Genomic DNA, 13,422 nt, shown 5'->3' with positions numbered 1-13,422 from the left:
TCTTTGGGCTGGTGGAGCGGGCATGCGTTTTTTTCTGACACTACTGCTGGTGGCTTTCTGGGGCAGCGCGGCTCTGACCCAACAGGTGCCACAGTCTGCCGCTCAGATGCAGCTGAGTTTTGTGCCGCTGGTGAAACAGGCGACGCCCGCAGTTGTGAACATCTATGCCAGGATTATCCGCCCGGGGCGCAGCAGTCCGTTTGACGGTGATCCGTTCTTTGAGCGTTTCTTCCGGGACAGTCTGCGGGAGCGGCCGCGGGTGCAGAATTCGCTGGGTTCCGGGGTTATTCTGAGTGCGGATGGTATCGTTGTGTCCAACTATCATGTTGTGGGCAATGCCACCGACATCAGGGTCGTTCTGGCAGACCGTCGCGAGTTTACGGCGGACGTTCTGCTGGGGGATGCGCAGAGCGATCTGGCTATTCTCCGGCTTCGGGATGCTGAAGACCTGCCGTTCCTGCCGTTGCGCCCATCCGACACGGTCGAAGTCGGTGAACTGGTTCTGGCCATTGGCAACCCGTTTGGTGTTGGCCAGACTGTCAGCAGCGGTATCGTTTCCGGTCTGGCGCGGTCCGGTGCTGCGACGGGCAGTGGGCGGGGGTATTTCATTCAGACCGATGCGCCGATCAATCCAGGTAATTCCGGCGGTGCGCTTATCGATGTGTCGGGCCAGCTGATCGGTATCAACACCTCGATCCTTACCCGGTCGGGTGGGTCCAATGGCATTGGATTTGCGATCCCTTCAGATCTTGTGGCGGCCTTTGTTGCTCAGGCTGAGGAGGGGCGGGAAAGCTTTGCGCGCCCCTGGGCGGGCCTCAGCGGGCAGATGGTGGATGCGGAGATGGCCGAAGCCTTTGGCTTTGACCGGCCCGGCGGCATCATCGTGTCCGGGATGCATCCCGCAAGTCCGTTTGCGGATGCGGATATCGCTGTGGGGGACGTTATCGTGGCGGTGGATGGTCAGCCGGTGAACACGCCGTCCGAGATGATCTACCGGATGAGCGTGACCGGCCTTGGTGGTGAGGCGCGCGTGACCCGGCTGCGTGATGGTACCGCGCGGGACGCCTCCGTGAAGATGATCGAAGCGCCTGACACACCTGCCCGCGACCGGACAACCCTGCGGGCACGGGATGTGCTGGAGGGGCTGGTGCTCGAGCGTGTTAATCCCGCGGTGATCGCCGAGTACAATCTCCCGCTTGAGGCCGAAGGCGTGCTGGTCGCGGAAACGGGCAGGCTTGGCCGCCGCGTGGGGCTGGCGCGGGGCGATGTGATCATGGGTCTGAATAATGTGGTGGTGTCGCACCCGGATGATGTGCGTGCGCTGCTTGCCGAACGGGCGCGACGCTATGAACTTGTCGTTCTGCGTGGCGCACGCCGCATCGTTCTGCAGTTCCGGGTCTGAGCTGTGGCGGACCTCTTTTCCTCTGATCCCGCGGCCCCTGAACCATCGGCGCACCGTCCACTGGCCGACCGCCTGCGGCCGCAAACCCTCGCGGAAGTGATCGGGCAGCGGCAGGTTCTCGGACCCGAGGGACCTCTGACCGTGATGCTGGCATCAGGCGCGTTGTCCTCACTGATCTTCTGGGGGCCGCCGGGAGTGGGCAAAACCACAATTGCGCGGCTGCTGGCGCATGAAACGGATCTGCAATTTGTCCAGATCAGCGCGATTTTCACCGGTGTGCCCGACCTGCGCAAGGTCTTTGAGGCGGCCAGAATCCGTCGGGACAACGGGCAGGGCACCCTGCTGTTCGTGGATGAAATCCACCGCTTCAACAAGGCGCAGCAGGACGGCTTTCTGCCGCACATGGAGGACGGCACAATCCTGCTCGTGGGGGCAACAACAGAGAACCCGTCGTTTGAACTGAACGCAGCTGTGCTCAGCCGCGCGCAGGTCATGGTGCTGGAACGGCTGGATACGGCAGATCTTGAGGCGCTCCTGCAGCGGGCCGAAGGCACGCTGGGGCGCGGGCTGCCGCTCGATGCGGGAGCCCGCGCCGGCCTGCTGGAGATGGCAGACGGTGACGGACGCGCATTGCTGAACCTCGTGGAACAGGTGGCGGCCTGGAAAACCGACGCGCCGCTGGACACAGATGCCCTGGCGGCGCGCCTGATGAAACGGGCAGCCCAGTACGACAAAGGCGGGGACGCGCATTACAACCTCATCTCCGCACTGCATAAATCGGTGCGCGGGTCCGACCCGGATGCAGCACTCTACTGGTTTGCACGGATGCTGGAGGGTGGCGAGGACCCGCGATACCTTGCGCGCCGGATCACCCGGATGGCGGTCGAGGACATCGGCCTTGCCGATCCGCAGGCCCAGGCGGTCTGTCTGCAGAGCTGGGAAACCTACGAGCGTCTGGGCAGCCCCGAGGGGGAGCTCGCACTGGCCCAGGCGCTGGCCTATCTCGCACTGGCCCCTAAATCCAACGCCGCCTATGTCGCTTACAAAGGCGCACGCGCGGCTGCGAAACGCACAGGCTCAGAGCCACCGCCGAAACACATCCTGAATGCGCCGACCTCGCTGATGAAGGATCAGGGCTATGGGGAGGGATACGCCTATGATCACGATGCCGAGGACGGATTTTCCGGCCAGAACTACTTCCCCGACGGGATGGAGCGGCCATCGCTCTACCAGCCCGTGGAGCGTGGTTTCGAACGGGATCTGAAAAAACGGCTCGACTACTTTGCACGGCTGCGTGCAAAGCGCGAAACTTGACATTTCCGGGCGGACGCGTGACAGACCGCGGATGATAAAAACTCTGTCTCTTGTTGCTCTTGGCGGTGCGCTGGGCGCTGCACTGCGCTTTTTGTGGGGTGTCTCCGTCTACCGTCTGACCGGTGGTCCGGGGGAGTTTCCCGTGGCGATCATCGGCGCGAATGTGCTGGGCTCCTTTCTTATGGGCGCCTTTGTCGTGCTGGCCGCGCACAAGGGGCTGACGCATCTGAGCCCCTTTGTCATGACCGGGTTGCTGGGCGGGTTCACGACCTTCTCGGCCTTTTCCCTGGAAACGGTGACACTGATGGAACGGGGTGCATTCGGGCCCGCGGCCCTCTATGTGCTGTTGTCTGTCGGCCTGTCGGTCGCGGGTCTGATGGCCGGGCTTGCGGTGATGCGGGGGGTGATGCTGTGAGCAGGGTCCAGACACGTACAGTTGCCCCCGATGATGCGGACCAGCGTCTCGACCGCTGGTTCCGCCAGCAGTTTCCGCAGATCAGTCAGGGCCGCATCGAGAAAATGTGCCGCAAAGGCGAAATCCGGGTGGACGGCGGCCGTGTCAAAGGCTCGACACGGCTGGAAGCTGGCCAGCAGGTCCGGATTCCCCCCTGCCGGACAAGGACGCGCCGCCGCCGGCCCCGCGCACGAAAGTCAGCGAGGCTGATGCAAAACTGATCCGGTCCTGCGTGATCTACAAAGATGACGACGTGATCGCGATCAACAAACCCAGCGGTCTGCCGACACAGGGCGGGTCGGGCCAGACACGGCACGTGGACGGCCTCTCTGAGGCGCTGAAATTCGGGCTGGAGGACAAACCACGCCTCGTGCACCGGCTGGACAAGGACACCTCGGGCGTTTTGCTGCTGGCGCGCAACCGCATGGCCGCAAAGGGCCTGACCGCCGCCATGCGGCACAAGGAGACGCGCAAAATCTACTGGGCACTCGTCGCTGGGGTGCCGACGCCGTATCTGGGCGAAATCCGGTATGGTCTGGTCAAGGCCCCGGGCCGCGGGCGTGGCGGCGAAGGCGAAAAGATGATCGCTGTGCATCCGCGCGACATGGACGACACGCCGGGCGCTAAGCGGGCGCATACGCTTTACGCGACGCTCTACCGGGTTGGCTCGCGCGCGGCCTGGGTGGCGATGGAGCCGGTCACGGGACGCACGCATCAGCTGCGCGCACATATGGCAGAGATCGGCCACCCGATTGCCGGTGACGGCAAATACGGCGGCTCGGGCCAGGAAAACATGGGCGATGGATGGGGCGCGCAGCTCGGCGGTGTGATCTCTAAGAAACTGCACCTGCACGCCAGGATGATGCGCTTTGAGCACCCGGTCACCCGGGATGTGATCACCGTTACGGCGCCTATGCCCGATCATATGGCCCGCAGCTGGGACACGTTCGGCTGGACAGAGGACCTGGCGGCCGAAGACCCGTTTGAGGCGCTGTGACATGTCCGGCGGACTGAAACTGGTCATCTTTGACGTCGATGGGACGCTCGTCGACAGCCAGGCGGATATCCTGTCGGCAATGTCGGCAGCGTTTGAAACGACGGGCCGGCCGGTGCCTGCCCGTGCAGAGATCCTCGGCATTGTGGGGCTGTCGCTCGACAGGGCGATGGAACGGCTGGCACCGGATGCAGATTCCGGAACCCTTGCCGGCATGGTGGAGGCCTACAAGGACGCCTACGTGGCCATCCGGGCGCGCGTCGGAGCCGCGCAGTCCTCACCGCTCTATCCCGGAGCGCTTGAGGTGTTGGAAAACCTGCACAGATCGCCGGACATCCTGCTGGGCGTTGCAACAGGAAAATCGAAGCGTGGCCTCGACAAACTGATCGAAGCCCACGGGCTGGAGCGGTTCTTTGTGACCCGGCAGGTTGCTGATTTTCACCCGTCCAAACCGCATCCCTCAATGGTGCTGCAGGCCATGGCGGATGCCGGAACCGGGGCGGATGCTACGGTTATGGTCGGCGACACCAGCTTTGATATGGAAATGGCGCAGGCGGCAGGTGTCGGCGCGCTTGGCGTCAGCTGGGGGTATCACCCGGTTGACCGGCTGGTGGCCGCGCATCGGGTGCTGGATGACTTCGCAGCGCTGCCGGGCGCTGTTGCCGAAATGTGGGAGAGCAGGCGGTGAGTGAATGGAAAGCCAAACGGTTCTGGACCTCGGCGGATGTTGCGGAACAGGACGGTGGGTTCAGTATTCTGCTGGACACCCGCCCTGTTAAAACACCAGCAAAACAGGCGCTTACAGTGCCAACCGCCGCTATGGCGCAGGCCATCGCCGACGAGTGGAATGCTCAGGAAGAGGCCATTGACCCCCGGACAATGCCCTTTACCCGCACGGCAAATGCGGCCGTGGACAAGGTCGCGGCTCAGCACGCCGAAGTGGCGCAGATGCTGGCGGGATATGGCGACAGTGATCTGCTGTGCTACCGCGCAGACAGTCCGGAAAGCCTGGTCGCACAGCAATCGGCAGAATGGGATCCCTGGCTCGACTGGGCCGAAGACACGCTCGGCGCCCGGCTGGCCCCGCGTACGGGCGTGATGCACGCGCCACAGGATCCCGCGGCGCTGGAACGGCTTGGCGCCAGGGTGTACGGGCTTACATCCTTTGAACTGGCCGCTTTCCATGATCTCGTCAGCCTTTCGGGTTCGTTGATTCTGGGTTTCGGTGCTGCTCTCGGACAACGTCCGGCTGAAGAGATCTGGGAGATTTCCCGGCTCGACGAGAACTGGCAGGCCGAAGAATGGGGCAGGGACGAAGAGGCAGAGGCCGTTGCAGCGATCAAACGCGCCGATTTTCTTCATGCGAAACAGGTGTTTGACCTCGTTCAGCCCTGAGCCGGGGTCCTGTGCCTGCAAATCAGGCGCGCAACGCAGAAAGAGACCGTTTTTCAGGCACGTCACCCTTGACGTTTTCCGGTGAATGGGACCAGAATGATGCCCACTTGGAGGGGAGAGCCTTCATTATCGCCACCGGCCTGAAGGCCGGTCGAAACCGCCCCGGGTGAGGGGTGGAAAATCAGGAAGAGGTAAAAATGAAAAAATCAGTATTTCTCGGCGCACTGACAGTCGCCGGCCTTGCCGCAGGTGCGGCAGCCGCCGGTACACTGGATGACGTCAAAGCGCGCGGCAAGCTGAACTGCGGTGTGACAACCGGCGTTCCCGGCTTTGCTGAGCCCGATGCGAACGGTGTCTGGCAGGGCTTTGACGTTGCAGTATGCCGCGCAGTCGCCGCCGCCGTGCTGAGCGACCCGGCAGCCGTCGAATTCGTTCCGACAACCGGTAAAACACGCTTCACAGCGCTGGCGTCCGGCGAAATCGACATGCTGGCACGTAACACCACGTGGACATTCTCCCGTGACGTTGACCTGAAGTTCGAATTCACCGGTGTGAACTACTACGACGGTCAGGGCTTCATGGTCCCGAAAGAGCTGGGTGTCACATCCGCAAAAGAGCTCGACGGCGCGACAGTCTGCATCCAGACAGGTACAACAACCGAGCTGAACCTCGCGGACTTCTTCCGCGCGAACAACATCAGCTATGAGCCGGTGCCGATCGAAACAGGTGCGGAAGCGGTACAGCAGTACAATGCCGGTGCATGCGACGTTTACACAACTGACGCCTCCGCTCTGGCGGCACAGCGTGCAAACTTCGAAGATCCGTCGGCGCACGTGATCCTGCCGGAAATCGTATCCAAAGAGCCTCTGGGTCCGCTTGTCCGCCACGGCGACAACGAATGGGCGGACATTGTCCGCTGGACCCTGAACGCGCTGGTAACAGCTGAAGAACTGGGCGTCACATCCGTGAACCTGGCAGAACTCAGCAGCGGTTCCGACAACCCCGAAGTCAACCGCCTTCTGGGCTCCGAAGGTGACCTCGGCGCCATGCTCGGCCTCGACAAAGAGTGGGCCAAGCGCGCCATCGGCGTTGCCGGTAACTACGGTGAAGTCTTCGAGAAGAACATCGGTGAATCCACACCGATCGGTCTGGCCCGCGGCCTGAACGCTCAGTGGACCGATGGTGGCCTGATCTACTCGCCGCCCTTCCGTTAAGCAAAACCCTGGAAAGAGCGCAGAAATTCTGCGCTCTTTCTTTTTCAGCCAGGCGAAAAGCCTGCAACACCTGGTCCTGCACCGCTAAGAGTGCTCAAAAAAAGTCCAGTATCCAACGACGGGGAACGTCATAAATGACGACACTAGCCGACGCACCGGTGGCAAGCACACCGAATGAGTCGTTCCGGCTGTCTATGCTGTTGAACGACACTCGCTACAGATCGCTTACATTCCAGTTCATTGCGCTCGTCGCCATCATCGCCTTTATGGCCTTTGTGGGCGGCAACCTTGTGCGGAACCTGGCCGAAGCCGGTCTGAACATTTCATACACATTCCTGGGAGAGCCCGCGGGCTACGACATCAACCAGCGGCCCATCGAATACGACTCACAGTCGTCGCACGGCCGGGCTGCCGTTGTCGGTCTCCTCAACACGCTGATTGTGGCATTTCTGGCCTGTATGACCGCGACGGTCATCGGCGTTGTGGCCGGGGTTCTGCGGCTGTCCAACAACTGGCTCGTGTCCAAAGTGATGAGCTTTTACGTTGAGATCTTCCGCAACGTGCCGGTACTCATCTGGATCCTGATCATCTTCTCGATCATGATCAACGCGCTGCCGGGGCCACGGGAGTTCCGAGGTGACACCCCGTCTGCGTCAATGGCATTCTTTGATACGATGGCGTTTACGAACCGGGGCATCTATGGACCCGCGCCGCAGTTCACCAACAGTTTCGGCGCTACCGCTGACGTACCGGTCACCAGCACCGGGCTGGACTGGCTGCTGGTGATCGGCGCTCTCGTCCTGTCCTTCTTTGTTGCCCGCGCTGTCAGTTCCTGGGCCACACGCACGCAGGAAGAGACCGGCGTCCGGCCTGCGACCTGGCACATGCTGCTCGGCATCTGGGTGGTTCCGGTTGGTATCGTGCTGGCGTTCCTCGGCCTGACCTGGGATGTTCCGGCGCTCAAAGGTTTCAATTTCCAGGGCGGGATGCAGATCCGTGGTTCGCTGATTGCGCTTTGGTTTGCACTGGCCATCTATACCGGCGCCTTTATCGCAGAGAACGTGCGGGCGGGTATCATGGCTGTTTCCAAAGGCCAGACAGAGGCCGCCGGCGCGCTTGGCCTGCGCCCGAACCTGATCATGTCGCTGGTGGTGCTGCCGCAGGCGCTGCGGGTTATCATCCCACCGCTCATCTCGCAGTATCTCAACATCACGAAAAACTCGTCGCTGGCGATTGCGGTGGGCTACATGGATGTAACCGGTACGCTGGGCGGGATCACACTGTTGCAGACCGGTCGCGCGATCGAGACCATCCTGCTGCTGATGCTGTTCTATCTCACGATTTCGCTGCTGATTTCCGCCGTGATGAACGTGTTCAACAACAAAATGAAACTGCAGGAGCGCTGAGATGTCTGATACTGAAATCGCATTTGTGCGCACCCAGGAAATCCCGCCATCCCCGCCACCCGCCTCAGAGGCAGGTCTGGTCAAATGGATGCGCGAGAACCTGTTCGCGGGATGGTTCAATACACTGCTGACCGTCATTGCCATCTACTTCATCGCACGTTTTGCCGTGTTTGCCTTTCCCTGGTTCTGGAACGGCGTCTGGGACGCCGGCTCCATCAAGGAGTGCCGCGATATCCTGACAGCGGCGGGCAAGACCACGGGGGCCTGTTTTGCGGTGCTCGTGGACCGCTGGGACCACCTGCTGTTTGGGTTTAAATACCCGCCAGAGGGCTACTGGCGTCCGACACTGGCGTTCATCCTGCTGCTCTTTGCAGCCGCACCGGCATTGTTCGCGCAGTATGTCCCGCGCAAATTCCTGCTGTTCACAGCGCTCTACCCTTTCATTGCCTTCTGGCTGGTCTGGGGTGGATCGCTCTGGGTGCCGCTGACCATACTCGCGGCAATCATCGCCACCGGATATGTTTTCCGTGTTGTCGAAGGCCTTGATGTGGGCATGCGGACGATCCTTGCGGGGATTGTCGGTCTGGCGGCGGGTGCGGGTCTTGCCTACCTGCTCTTCCAGGGGGCGACCGAACTGTGGTTCATCTCGAATCAGGTAGGCGCCGGTGGTGCCCTCGGCACCGTCGCGGGTCTGCTGTTCAAGGCCGCGTCGATCTTCATGTTCGTCTTCTTCATCCCGATGGGCATCTTTATCGGTTACGCGATCTACAACGATGCCGAAGACGGCGGACTGGTGACCGTGGTAACCGCGCTCTTTGCAATCTACGTGATGCTGGCCTTCCTGCTGACACCGGTCTCCGGTGCACTGAACTCGATTATCCCGATCGAGCTGCAGGCCGTGCCATCGCGGGACATGGGCGGCTATATGCTCTGTCTGATCCTCGGGACCGTCTGTGTGTCACTGTCGATCCCGCTGGGCATTGTGCTGGCGCTGGGCCGTCAGTCGAACATGCCGCTGATCAAAGGTGTCTGCGTCGTCTTCATCGAGTTTGTGCGGGGCGTTCCGCTGATCACGCTGCTTTTCGTGGCCAACGTGATGCTGGCGTATTTCATGCCGCCACAATCCAACTTTGACCTGATCCTGCGGGTGATCATCATGATCACGATGTTCTCGGCGGCCTATATCGCCGAGGTGATCCGGGGCGGCCTCGCTGCTCTGCCCAAGGGCCAGTACGAAGCGGCTGACAGCCTTGGCCTTAACTACACGCAGGCCATCCGTCTGATCATTCTGCCGCAGGCGCTGAAGATCTCCATTCCGGGGATCGTGAACGTCGCGGTGGGTCTGTTCAAGGACACCACGCTGGTATCGGTCATCTCGATGTTCGACATCGTGGGGATGATCCGCGGCCCGATTCAGCAGTCGACAGACTGGATCAGCATCTACTGGGAGGTCTACCTCTTTGCGGCGCTGGTCTTCTTCGTCGTGTGCTACTCAATCTCTCAATATTCTCAGTGGCTGGAACGTCAGCTGGCGACAGACCACAAGTAAGGAGGCCTGAACAATGGCTGAACAAGCAATACAAATGCAGGTCTCTGACGAGATTGCGATCACCATCTCCAAGATGAACAAGTGGTACGGCGCGTTCCACGTGCTGCGCGACATTGATCTGACGGTGAACCGGGGCGAGCGGATCGTTATCTGTGGCCCCTCGGGCTCGGGTAAATCCACGCTGATCCGCTGCATCAACGCGCTCGAAGAGCACCAGCAGGGCTCAATTGAGGTGGACGGCACGCTGCTGTCGTCCGACCTCAAGAACATCGACAAGATCCGCTCAGAGGTCGGCATGTGCTTTCAGCACTTCAACCTCTTTCCGCATCTGACGATCCTTGAGAACTGCACGCTGGCACCGATCTGGGTACGCAAAACGCCCAAGAAGGAAGCCGAAGAAACCGCGATGCATTTCCTTGAAAAAGTGAAGATCCCGGATCAGGCGAACAAATACCCGGGCCAGCTTTCGGGTGGTCAGCAGCAGCGTGTGGCGATTGCCCGTTCGCTCTGCATGCGTCCGCGGATCATGCTCTTTGACGAGCCGACCTCGGCACTTGACCCGGAGATGATCAAAGAGGTGCTCGACACTATGATCGAACTGGCCGAAGAGGGCATGACCATGCTCTGCGTGACGCACGAGATGGGTTTTGCACGCCAGGTGGCGAACCGTGTGATCTTTATGGATGCGGGTCAGATCGTGGAGCAGAACGAGCCTGAGGCGTTCTTCAACAACCCGCAGAGCCCACGGACACAGCTCTTCCTGAGCCAGATCCTCGGCCACTGATCTTCAGGTCAGTTCCCGCGGGACGACAAATGCAACCGGCTGGCCTTCGTGCCAGCCGGTTTTTTTCCAGCTGTCACCGTCGAAATCGCAGACCAGCGTGGCCGCCGTGGGATAATCGTCGAACCGGTCATGCACAGGGCGCGCGCTGACCAGGTTGTGCGCCATATCCGCGATCCCATGATTATGTCCCAAGATCAGAACACAGCGGCCATGGGCCTGTTGCAGCACTTTGAGCATCTGGGCCGCCTCAGCAAGGTAAAGATCGCGGTGAAAGGTCACTCCGGTGTCTGTTCCGAGGCGGAGTCTTTGAAGCGTCTCTCTGGTCCGCTCTGCGGTGGAACACAGCACCTGGTCCGGCAGGTAGCCTGTCTCTCTGAGCCAGTGTCCCGTGGCATCTGCAGACATGCGCCCGCGTTTGTTCAGCGGCCTCTCATGATCCGGGTATCCCGCAGACCAGTCAGATTTGGCATGGCGCATCAGGATCAGTCTGCGCATGCCGGACCTCTGAATACCTGCATGTGATAGGCGGATTGTTCCGGCTGCCGGGGGTGGCTCTGTGACACCGGACAGGCGCGGCGGGCGCGGCATCCGGATGTCATACAGTCCGCACCGGATGTGCTGTGCAGCCAGGACTTGCAGGCATCCACATTGTAACCGGTGCCGTCGAACGCGCTGACCGGGCAGGTGCTGGTGCAGGGCTTGTCCGCGCAGGTGGCACAGGGGGAGGGCGGCGGCTCTGGCAGTTCGATATGTTCCCGGAGTGCCAGCGCACCCCGGAACGAGACGAACAGCCCTGCGGTGTCGTGCACAAGCAGCATGATCGGCGAGGCGTGAATGCGGCCTGTACGCTGTGCCCAGCTGAAAAAGGGCAGCCAGGGTGGTCCGCCGAACGGAAACAGAGCGGTGGCGTCCAGGTCGCGCGCCCAGCCGCCGATCACGCGTTCAGACCAGCGGTCCATCGGGTCCGGCTGGCCGTCCTGTGCTTCGGGTGACTGCTGATATGCGGGCCAGAAGCCCGGCGCCGATGGCCCCAGCAACAGCAGCGTCTGGCAGCCTGCCGGTGCTCCGTCATCCGGTTCCGGGTGAAATCCCCCAGCAGGGTCAGGTGGCGCGCCTGCGCGCTCTGCTCCAGCTGGTCCCAGGTCACTTGCGCGAAAAGGGCAGGGCCATGGACCACCCGAACCGTGCGGGGCGGTCGTCCTGCCATTCGAGGCCGACCTGCATGTCGTCATGCCCGGCCTCGGGCTGCGCGATATAGGTGCCGAACATCCGGTCCCAGATGGACAGTGAAAACCCGTAGTTGCTGTCGTGCTCGTGGCGGTGAACGGAATGGTGCACCCGGTGCATATCAGGCGTCACCAGAACACGCCGCACAACAGAATCCAGCCAAAGCGGCAACCGCAGGTTTGAGTGGTTGAACATGGCTGTCCCGTTCAGGATGATCTCAAACAGCACAACGGCAATCGCCGCCGGACCAAGCAGGTAAACAAGGCCGATCTTGAGCAGCATGGACAGCGCGATCTCGACCGGGTGAAACCGGATGGCTGTGGTCACATCCATATCCACATCCGCATGGTGCACCCGGTGCAGACGCCACAGAAGCGGCACCTTGTGCGTGATCAGGTGCTGAAGCCAGATCGCGAAATCGAGCATGAGCACACAGACGATCACCTCCAGCCACAGCGGTAGGGTCAGCGCATTAAAGAGGCCCCATCCCTGAGCCTCCGCGTCTATGGCGGCACCAACGGCCAGCAGGGGCAGGGCAAAGGCCATGGCGCGGAGCGTCAGCGTATTGACGATCGTTACGCCCCAGTTTGTGACCCAGCGCCGCGACCGCGGCTGGCTGCGCACCCTGCGGGGGGCCAGTTTTTCCAGCAGCGCCAGAACTGCAAACAGACCTAAGAATACGCCCAGGCGGATGAGAGCTTCGTTTTCCATGACCCTGAACTTAACCCGAAGGTGTCTGCGCACAAGCGACAGGCTGACACATCTGCGTTAGTCCGCGCGGATAATCGATCCGGCACCATGCTCGGTGAAGAGTTCCAGCAGGCAGGCGTTGGGGGCACGCCCGTCTAGGATAACAGCAGCGCGCACGCCGCCTTCGATCGCCTGCAGCGCGGTTTCGGTTTTCGGGATCATGCCACCTGCAATGACGCCGTCACGGGTCAGATCACGGATCTGGCCCGCGCTCAGCTCTGTAACAACCTCGCCTTCCGCGTTCTTCACCCCGGCCACGTCGGTCAGCAGCAGCAGCCGGTCCGCCCGGAGCGCGGCAGCCACCGCACCGGCGGCGGTGTCACCATTGATATTGAACGTTTCGCCATCCCGCCCTGATCCGAGCGGGGCGATCACGGGAATGTACTCTTTGTCCGTCAGGTCGCGCAGCAGCCGCGGATTGACCTCTTCGGGTGTGCCGACAAAGCCAAGTGCTGCATCCGTCTGCGCACAGGTGATCATGCCGCCATCCTTGCCGGACAGGCCCACAGCGCGCCCCCCTGACGGTTGATGGCCTGAACAATGCGCTTGTTCACGACACCGCTGAGCACCATTTCCACGACCTCCATGGTCGCCGCATCGGTCACCCGTTTGCCGCCCACGAATTCTGACTGTATCTGCAGCCGGTCGAGCATCGCGTTGATCATCGGTCCGCCGCCATGCACGACCACAGGGTTCACACCCACCTGCCGCATCAGCACCACATCGCGCGCGAACTCATCCATCGCTTCGTCACTGCCCATGGCGTGACCGCCGAGCTTGATGACAACAGTTGCATTGGTATAGCGCTGCAGAAAGGGCAGGGCCTTGTTCAGCGTGCTTGCGGTGGCAATCCAGTCGCGGTTCATATCCTGGGTCTTCATATCAGCGCCGTGGTCCGATGGTTATGGGTGCACCCTGCCTGCACTGCAAGGG

12 protein-coding genes and 2 pseudogenes are annotated in these 13,422 nt (G+C 61.5%); 10 read left to right on the top strand and 4 right to left on the bottom strand.

Going from position 1 to position 13,422, the window contains the following annotated elements:
• Window positions 1-22 precede the first annotated feature (22 nt).
• The 10 genes and pseudogenes from ACZ1HA_RS13690 (at window position 23) to ACZ1HA_RS13645 (ending at window position 10,512) form a co-directional block, all read left to right on the top strand.
• Complete coding sequence (locus ACZ1HA_RS13690) at window positions 23-1,402, top strand: trypsin-like peptidase domain-containing protein (protein ID WP_375230004.1); 1,380 nt, start codon at window positions 23-25, stop codon at window positions 1,400-1,402.
• 3 nt (window positions 1,403-1,405) lie between these two features.
• The gene (locus ACZ1HA_RS13685; protein WP_472714287.1) at window positions 1,406-2,716 is read left to right on the top strand and encodes a replication-associated recombination protein A; all 1,311 of its coding nucleotides are present in this window, start codon (window positions 1,406-1,408) and stop codon (window positions 2,714-2,716) included.
• A 31-nt stretch (window positions 2,717-2,747) separates the two neighbouring features.
• Window positions 2,748-3,131: a fluoride efflux transporter CrcB gene (gene crcB, locus ACZ1HA_RS13680; RefSeq protein ID WP_472714286.1), complete on the top strand. Its 384-nt coding sequence runs from the start codon at window positions 2,748-2,750 to the stop codon at window positions 3,129-3,131.
• Window positions 3,128-4,167: pseudogene (locus tag ACZ1HA_RS13675) on the top strand (RluA family pseudouridine synthase). Before crcB ends, ACZ1HA_RS13675 begins: the two are co-directional and overlap by 4 nt.
• Window position 4,168: 1 nt before the next feature.
• The gene (locus tag ACZ1HA_RS13670) at window positions 4,169-4,852 is read left to right on the top strand and encodes an HAD-IA family hydrolase (RefSeq protein WP_472714285.1); all 684 of its coding nucleotides are present in this window, start codon (window positions 4,169-4,171) and stop codon (window positions 4,850-4,852) included.
• Window positions 4,849-5,559 carry an ATP12 family chaperone protein gene (locus ACZ1HA_RS13665; protein ID WP_472714284.1) on the top strand — a complete coding sequence of 237 codons (711 nt, stop codon included), beginning with the start codon at window positions 4,849-4,851 and terminating at the stop codon, window positions 5,557-5,559. Before ACZ1HA_RS13670 ends, ACZ1HA_RS13665 begins: the two co-directional genes overlap by 4 nt.
• 197 nt (window positions 5,560-5,756) lie before the next feature.
• Window positions 5,757-6,773: an amino acid ABC transporter substrate-binding protein gene (locus ACZ1HA_RS13660; protein WP_472714283.1), complete on the top strand. Its 1,017-nt coding sequence runs from the start codon at window positions 5,757-5,759 to the stop codon at window positions 6,771-6,773.
• A gap of 134 nt (window positions 6,774-6,907) precedes the next feature.
• Entirely contained in the window at window positions 6,908-8,179 is a 1,272-nt protein-coding gene (locus tag ACZ1HA_RS13655; protein WP_472714282.1) for an amino acid ABC transporter permease, read from the top strand.
• Window position 8,180: 1 nt separating this feature from the next.
• A complete protein-coding gene (locus tag ACZ1HA_RS13650) occupies window positions 8,181-9,728 on the top strand; it encodes an amino acid ABC transporter permease (protein WP_472714281.1) in 1,548 nt (515 codons plus the stop codon).
• 13 nt (window positions 9,729-9,741) lie between these two features.
• Window positions 9,742-10,512, top strand: coding sequence for an amino acid ABC transporter ATP-binding protein (locus ACZ1HA_RS13645; protein WP_472714280.1), 771 nt, complete (start codon window positions 9,742-9,744; stop codon window positions 10,510-10,512).
• A gap of 3 nt (window positions 10,513-10,515) precedes the next feature.
• On the opposite strand, the gene ACZ1HA_RS13640 is transcribed toward ACZ1HA_RS13645, so the two are convergent.
• The 4 genes and pseudogenes from ACZ1HA_RS13640 to argB form a co-directional block, all read right to left on the bottom strand.
• On the bottom strand, window positions 10,516-11,007 hold the full coding sequence (locus ACZ1HA_RS13640) for a SixA phosphatase family protein (protein WP_472714279.1): 492 nt from the start codon (window positions 11,005-11,007) through the stop codon (window positions 10,516-10,518).
• A complete protein-coding gene (locus ACZ1HA_RS13635) occupies window positions 10,995-11,549 on the bottom strand; it encodes a ferredoxin (RefSeq protein WP_472714278.1) in 555 nt (184 codons plus the stop codon). The genes ACZ1HA_RS13640 and ACZ1HA_RS13635 overlap by 13 nt, the downstream gene beginning before the upstream one ends.
• Before the next feature lie 106 nt (window positions 11,550-11,655).
• A complete protein-coding gene (locus tag ACZ1HA_RS13630; RefSeq protein ID WP_472714277.1) occupies window positions 11,656-12,450 on the bottom strand; it encodes a sterol desaturase family protein in 795 nt (264 codons plus the stop codon).
• Window positions 12,451-12,507: 57 nt separating this feature from the next.
• A pseudogene (gene argB, locus ACZ1HA_RS13625) lies at window positions 12,508-13,370 on the bottom strand (acetylglutamate kinase).
• Window positions 13,371-13,422: the final 52 nt, after the last annotated feature.

This window comes from Roseobacter sp. S87 (genome assembly GCF_055693285.1).
The sequence above is the reverse complement of the archived record's forward strand: the minus strand, read 5'-3'. Positions and strand labels throughout refer to the sequence as shown.

Bases quoted from the DNA above. Each gene is read 5' to 3' on its own strand.
- ACZ1HA_RS13670 (WP_472714285.1), top strand. From the start codon at position 4,169: ATGTCCGGCGGACTGAAACTGGTCATCTTTGACGTCGATGGGACGCTC.
- ACZ1HA_RS13660 (WP_472714283.1), top strand. From the start codon at position 5,757: ATGAAAAAATCAGTATTTCTCGGCGCACTGACAGTCGCCGGCCTTGCC.
- ACZ1HA_RS13655 (WP_472714282.1), top strand. From the start codon at position 6,908: ATGACGACACTAGCCGACGCACCGGTGGCAAGCACACCGAATGAGTCG.
- crcB (WP_472714286.1), top strand. From the start codon at position 2,748: ATGATAAAAACTCTGTCTCTTGTTGCTCTTGGCGGTGCGCTGGGCGCT.
- ACZ1HA_RS13650 (WP_472714281.1), top strand. From the start codon at position 8,181: ATGTCTGATACTGAAATCGCATTTGTGCGCACCCAGGAAATCCCGCCA.
- ACZ1HA_RS13640 (WP_472714279.1), bottom strand. From the start codon at position 11,007: ATGCGCAGACTGATCCTGATGCGCCATGCCAAATCTGACTGGTCTGCG.
- ACZ1HA_RS13645 (WP_472714280.1), top strand. From the start codon at position 9,742: ATGGCTGAACAAGCAATACAAATGCAGGTCTCTGACGAGATTGCGATC.
- ACZ1HA_RS13630 (WP_472714277.1), bottom strand. From the start codon at position 12,450: ATGGAAAACGAAGCTCTCATCCGCCTGGGCGTATTCTTAGGTCTGTTT.
- ACZ1HA_RS13690 (WP_375230004.1), top strand. From the start codon at position 23: ATGCGTTTTTTTCTGACACTACTGCTGGTGGCTTTCTGGGGCAGCGCG.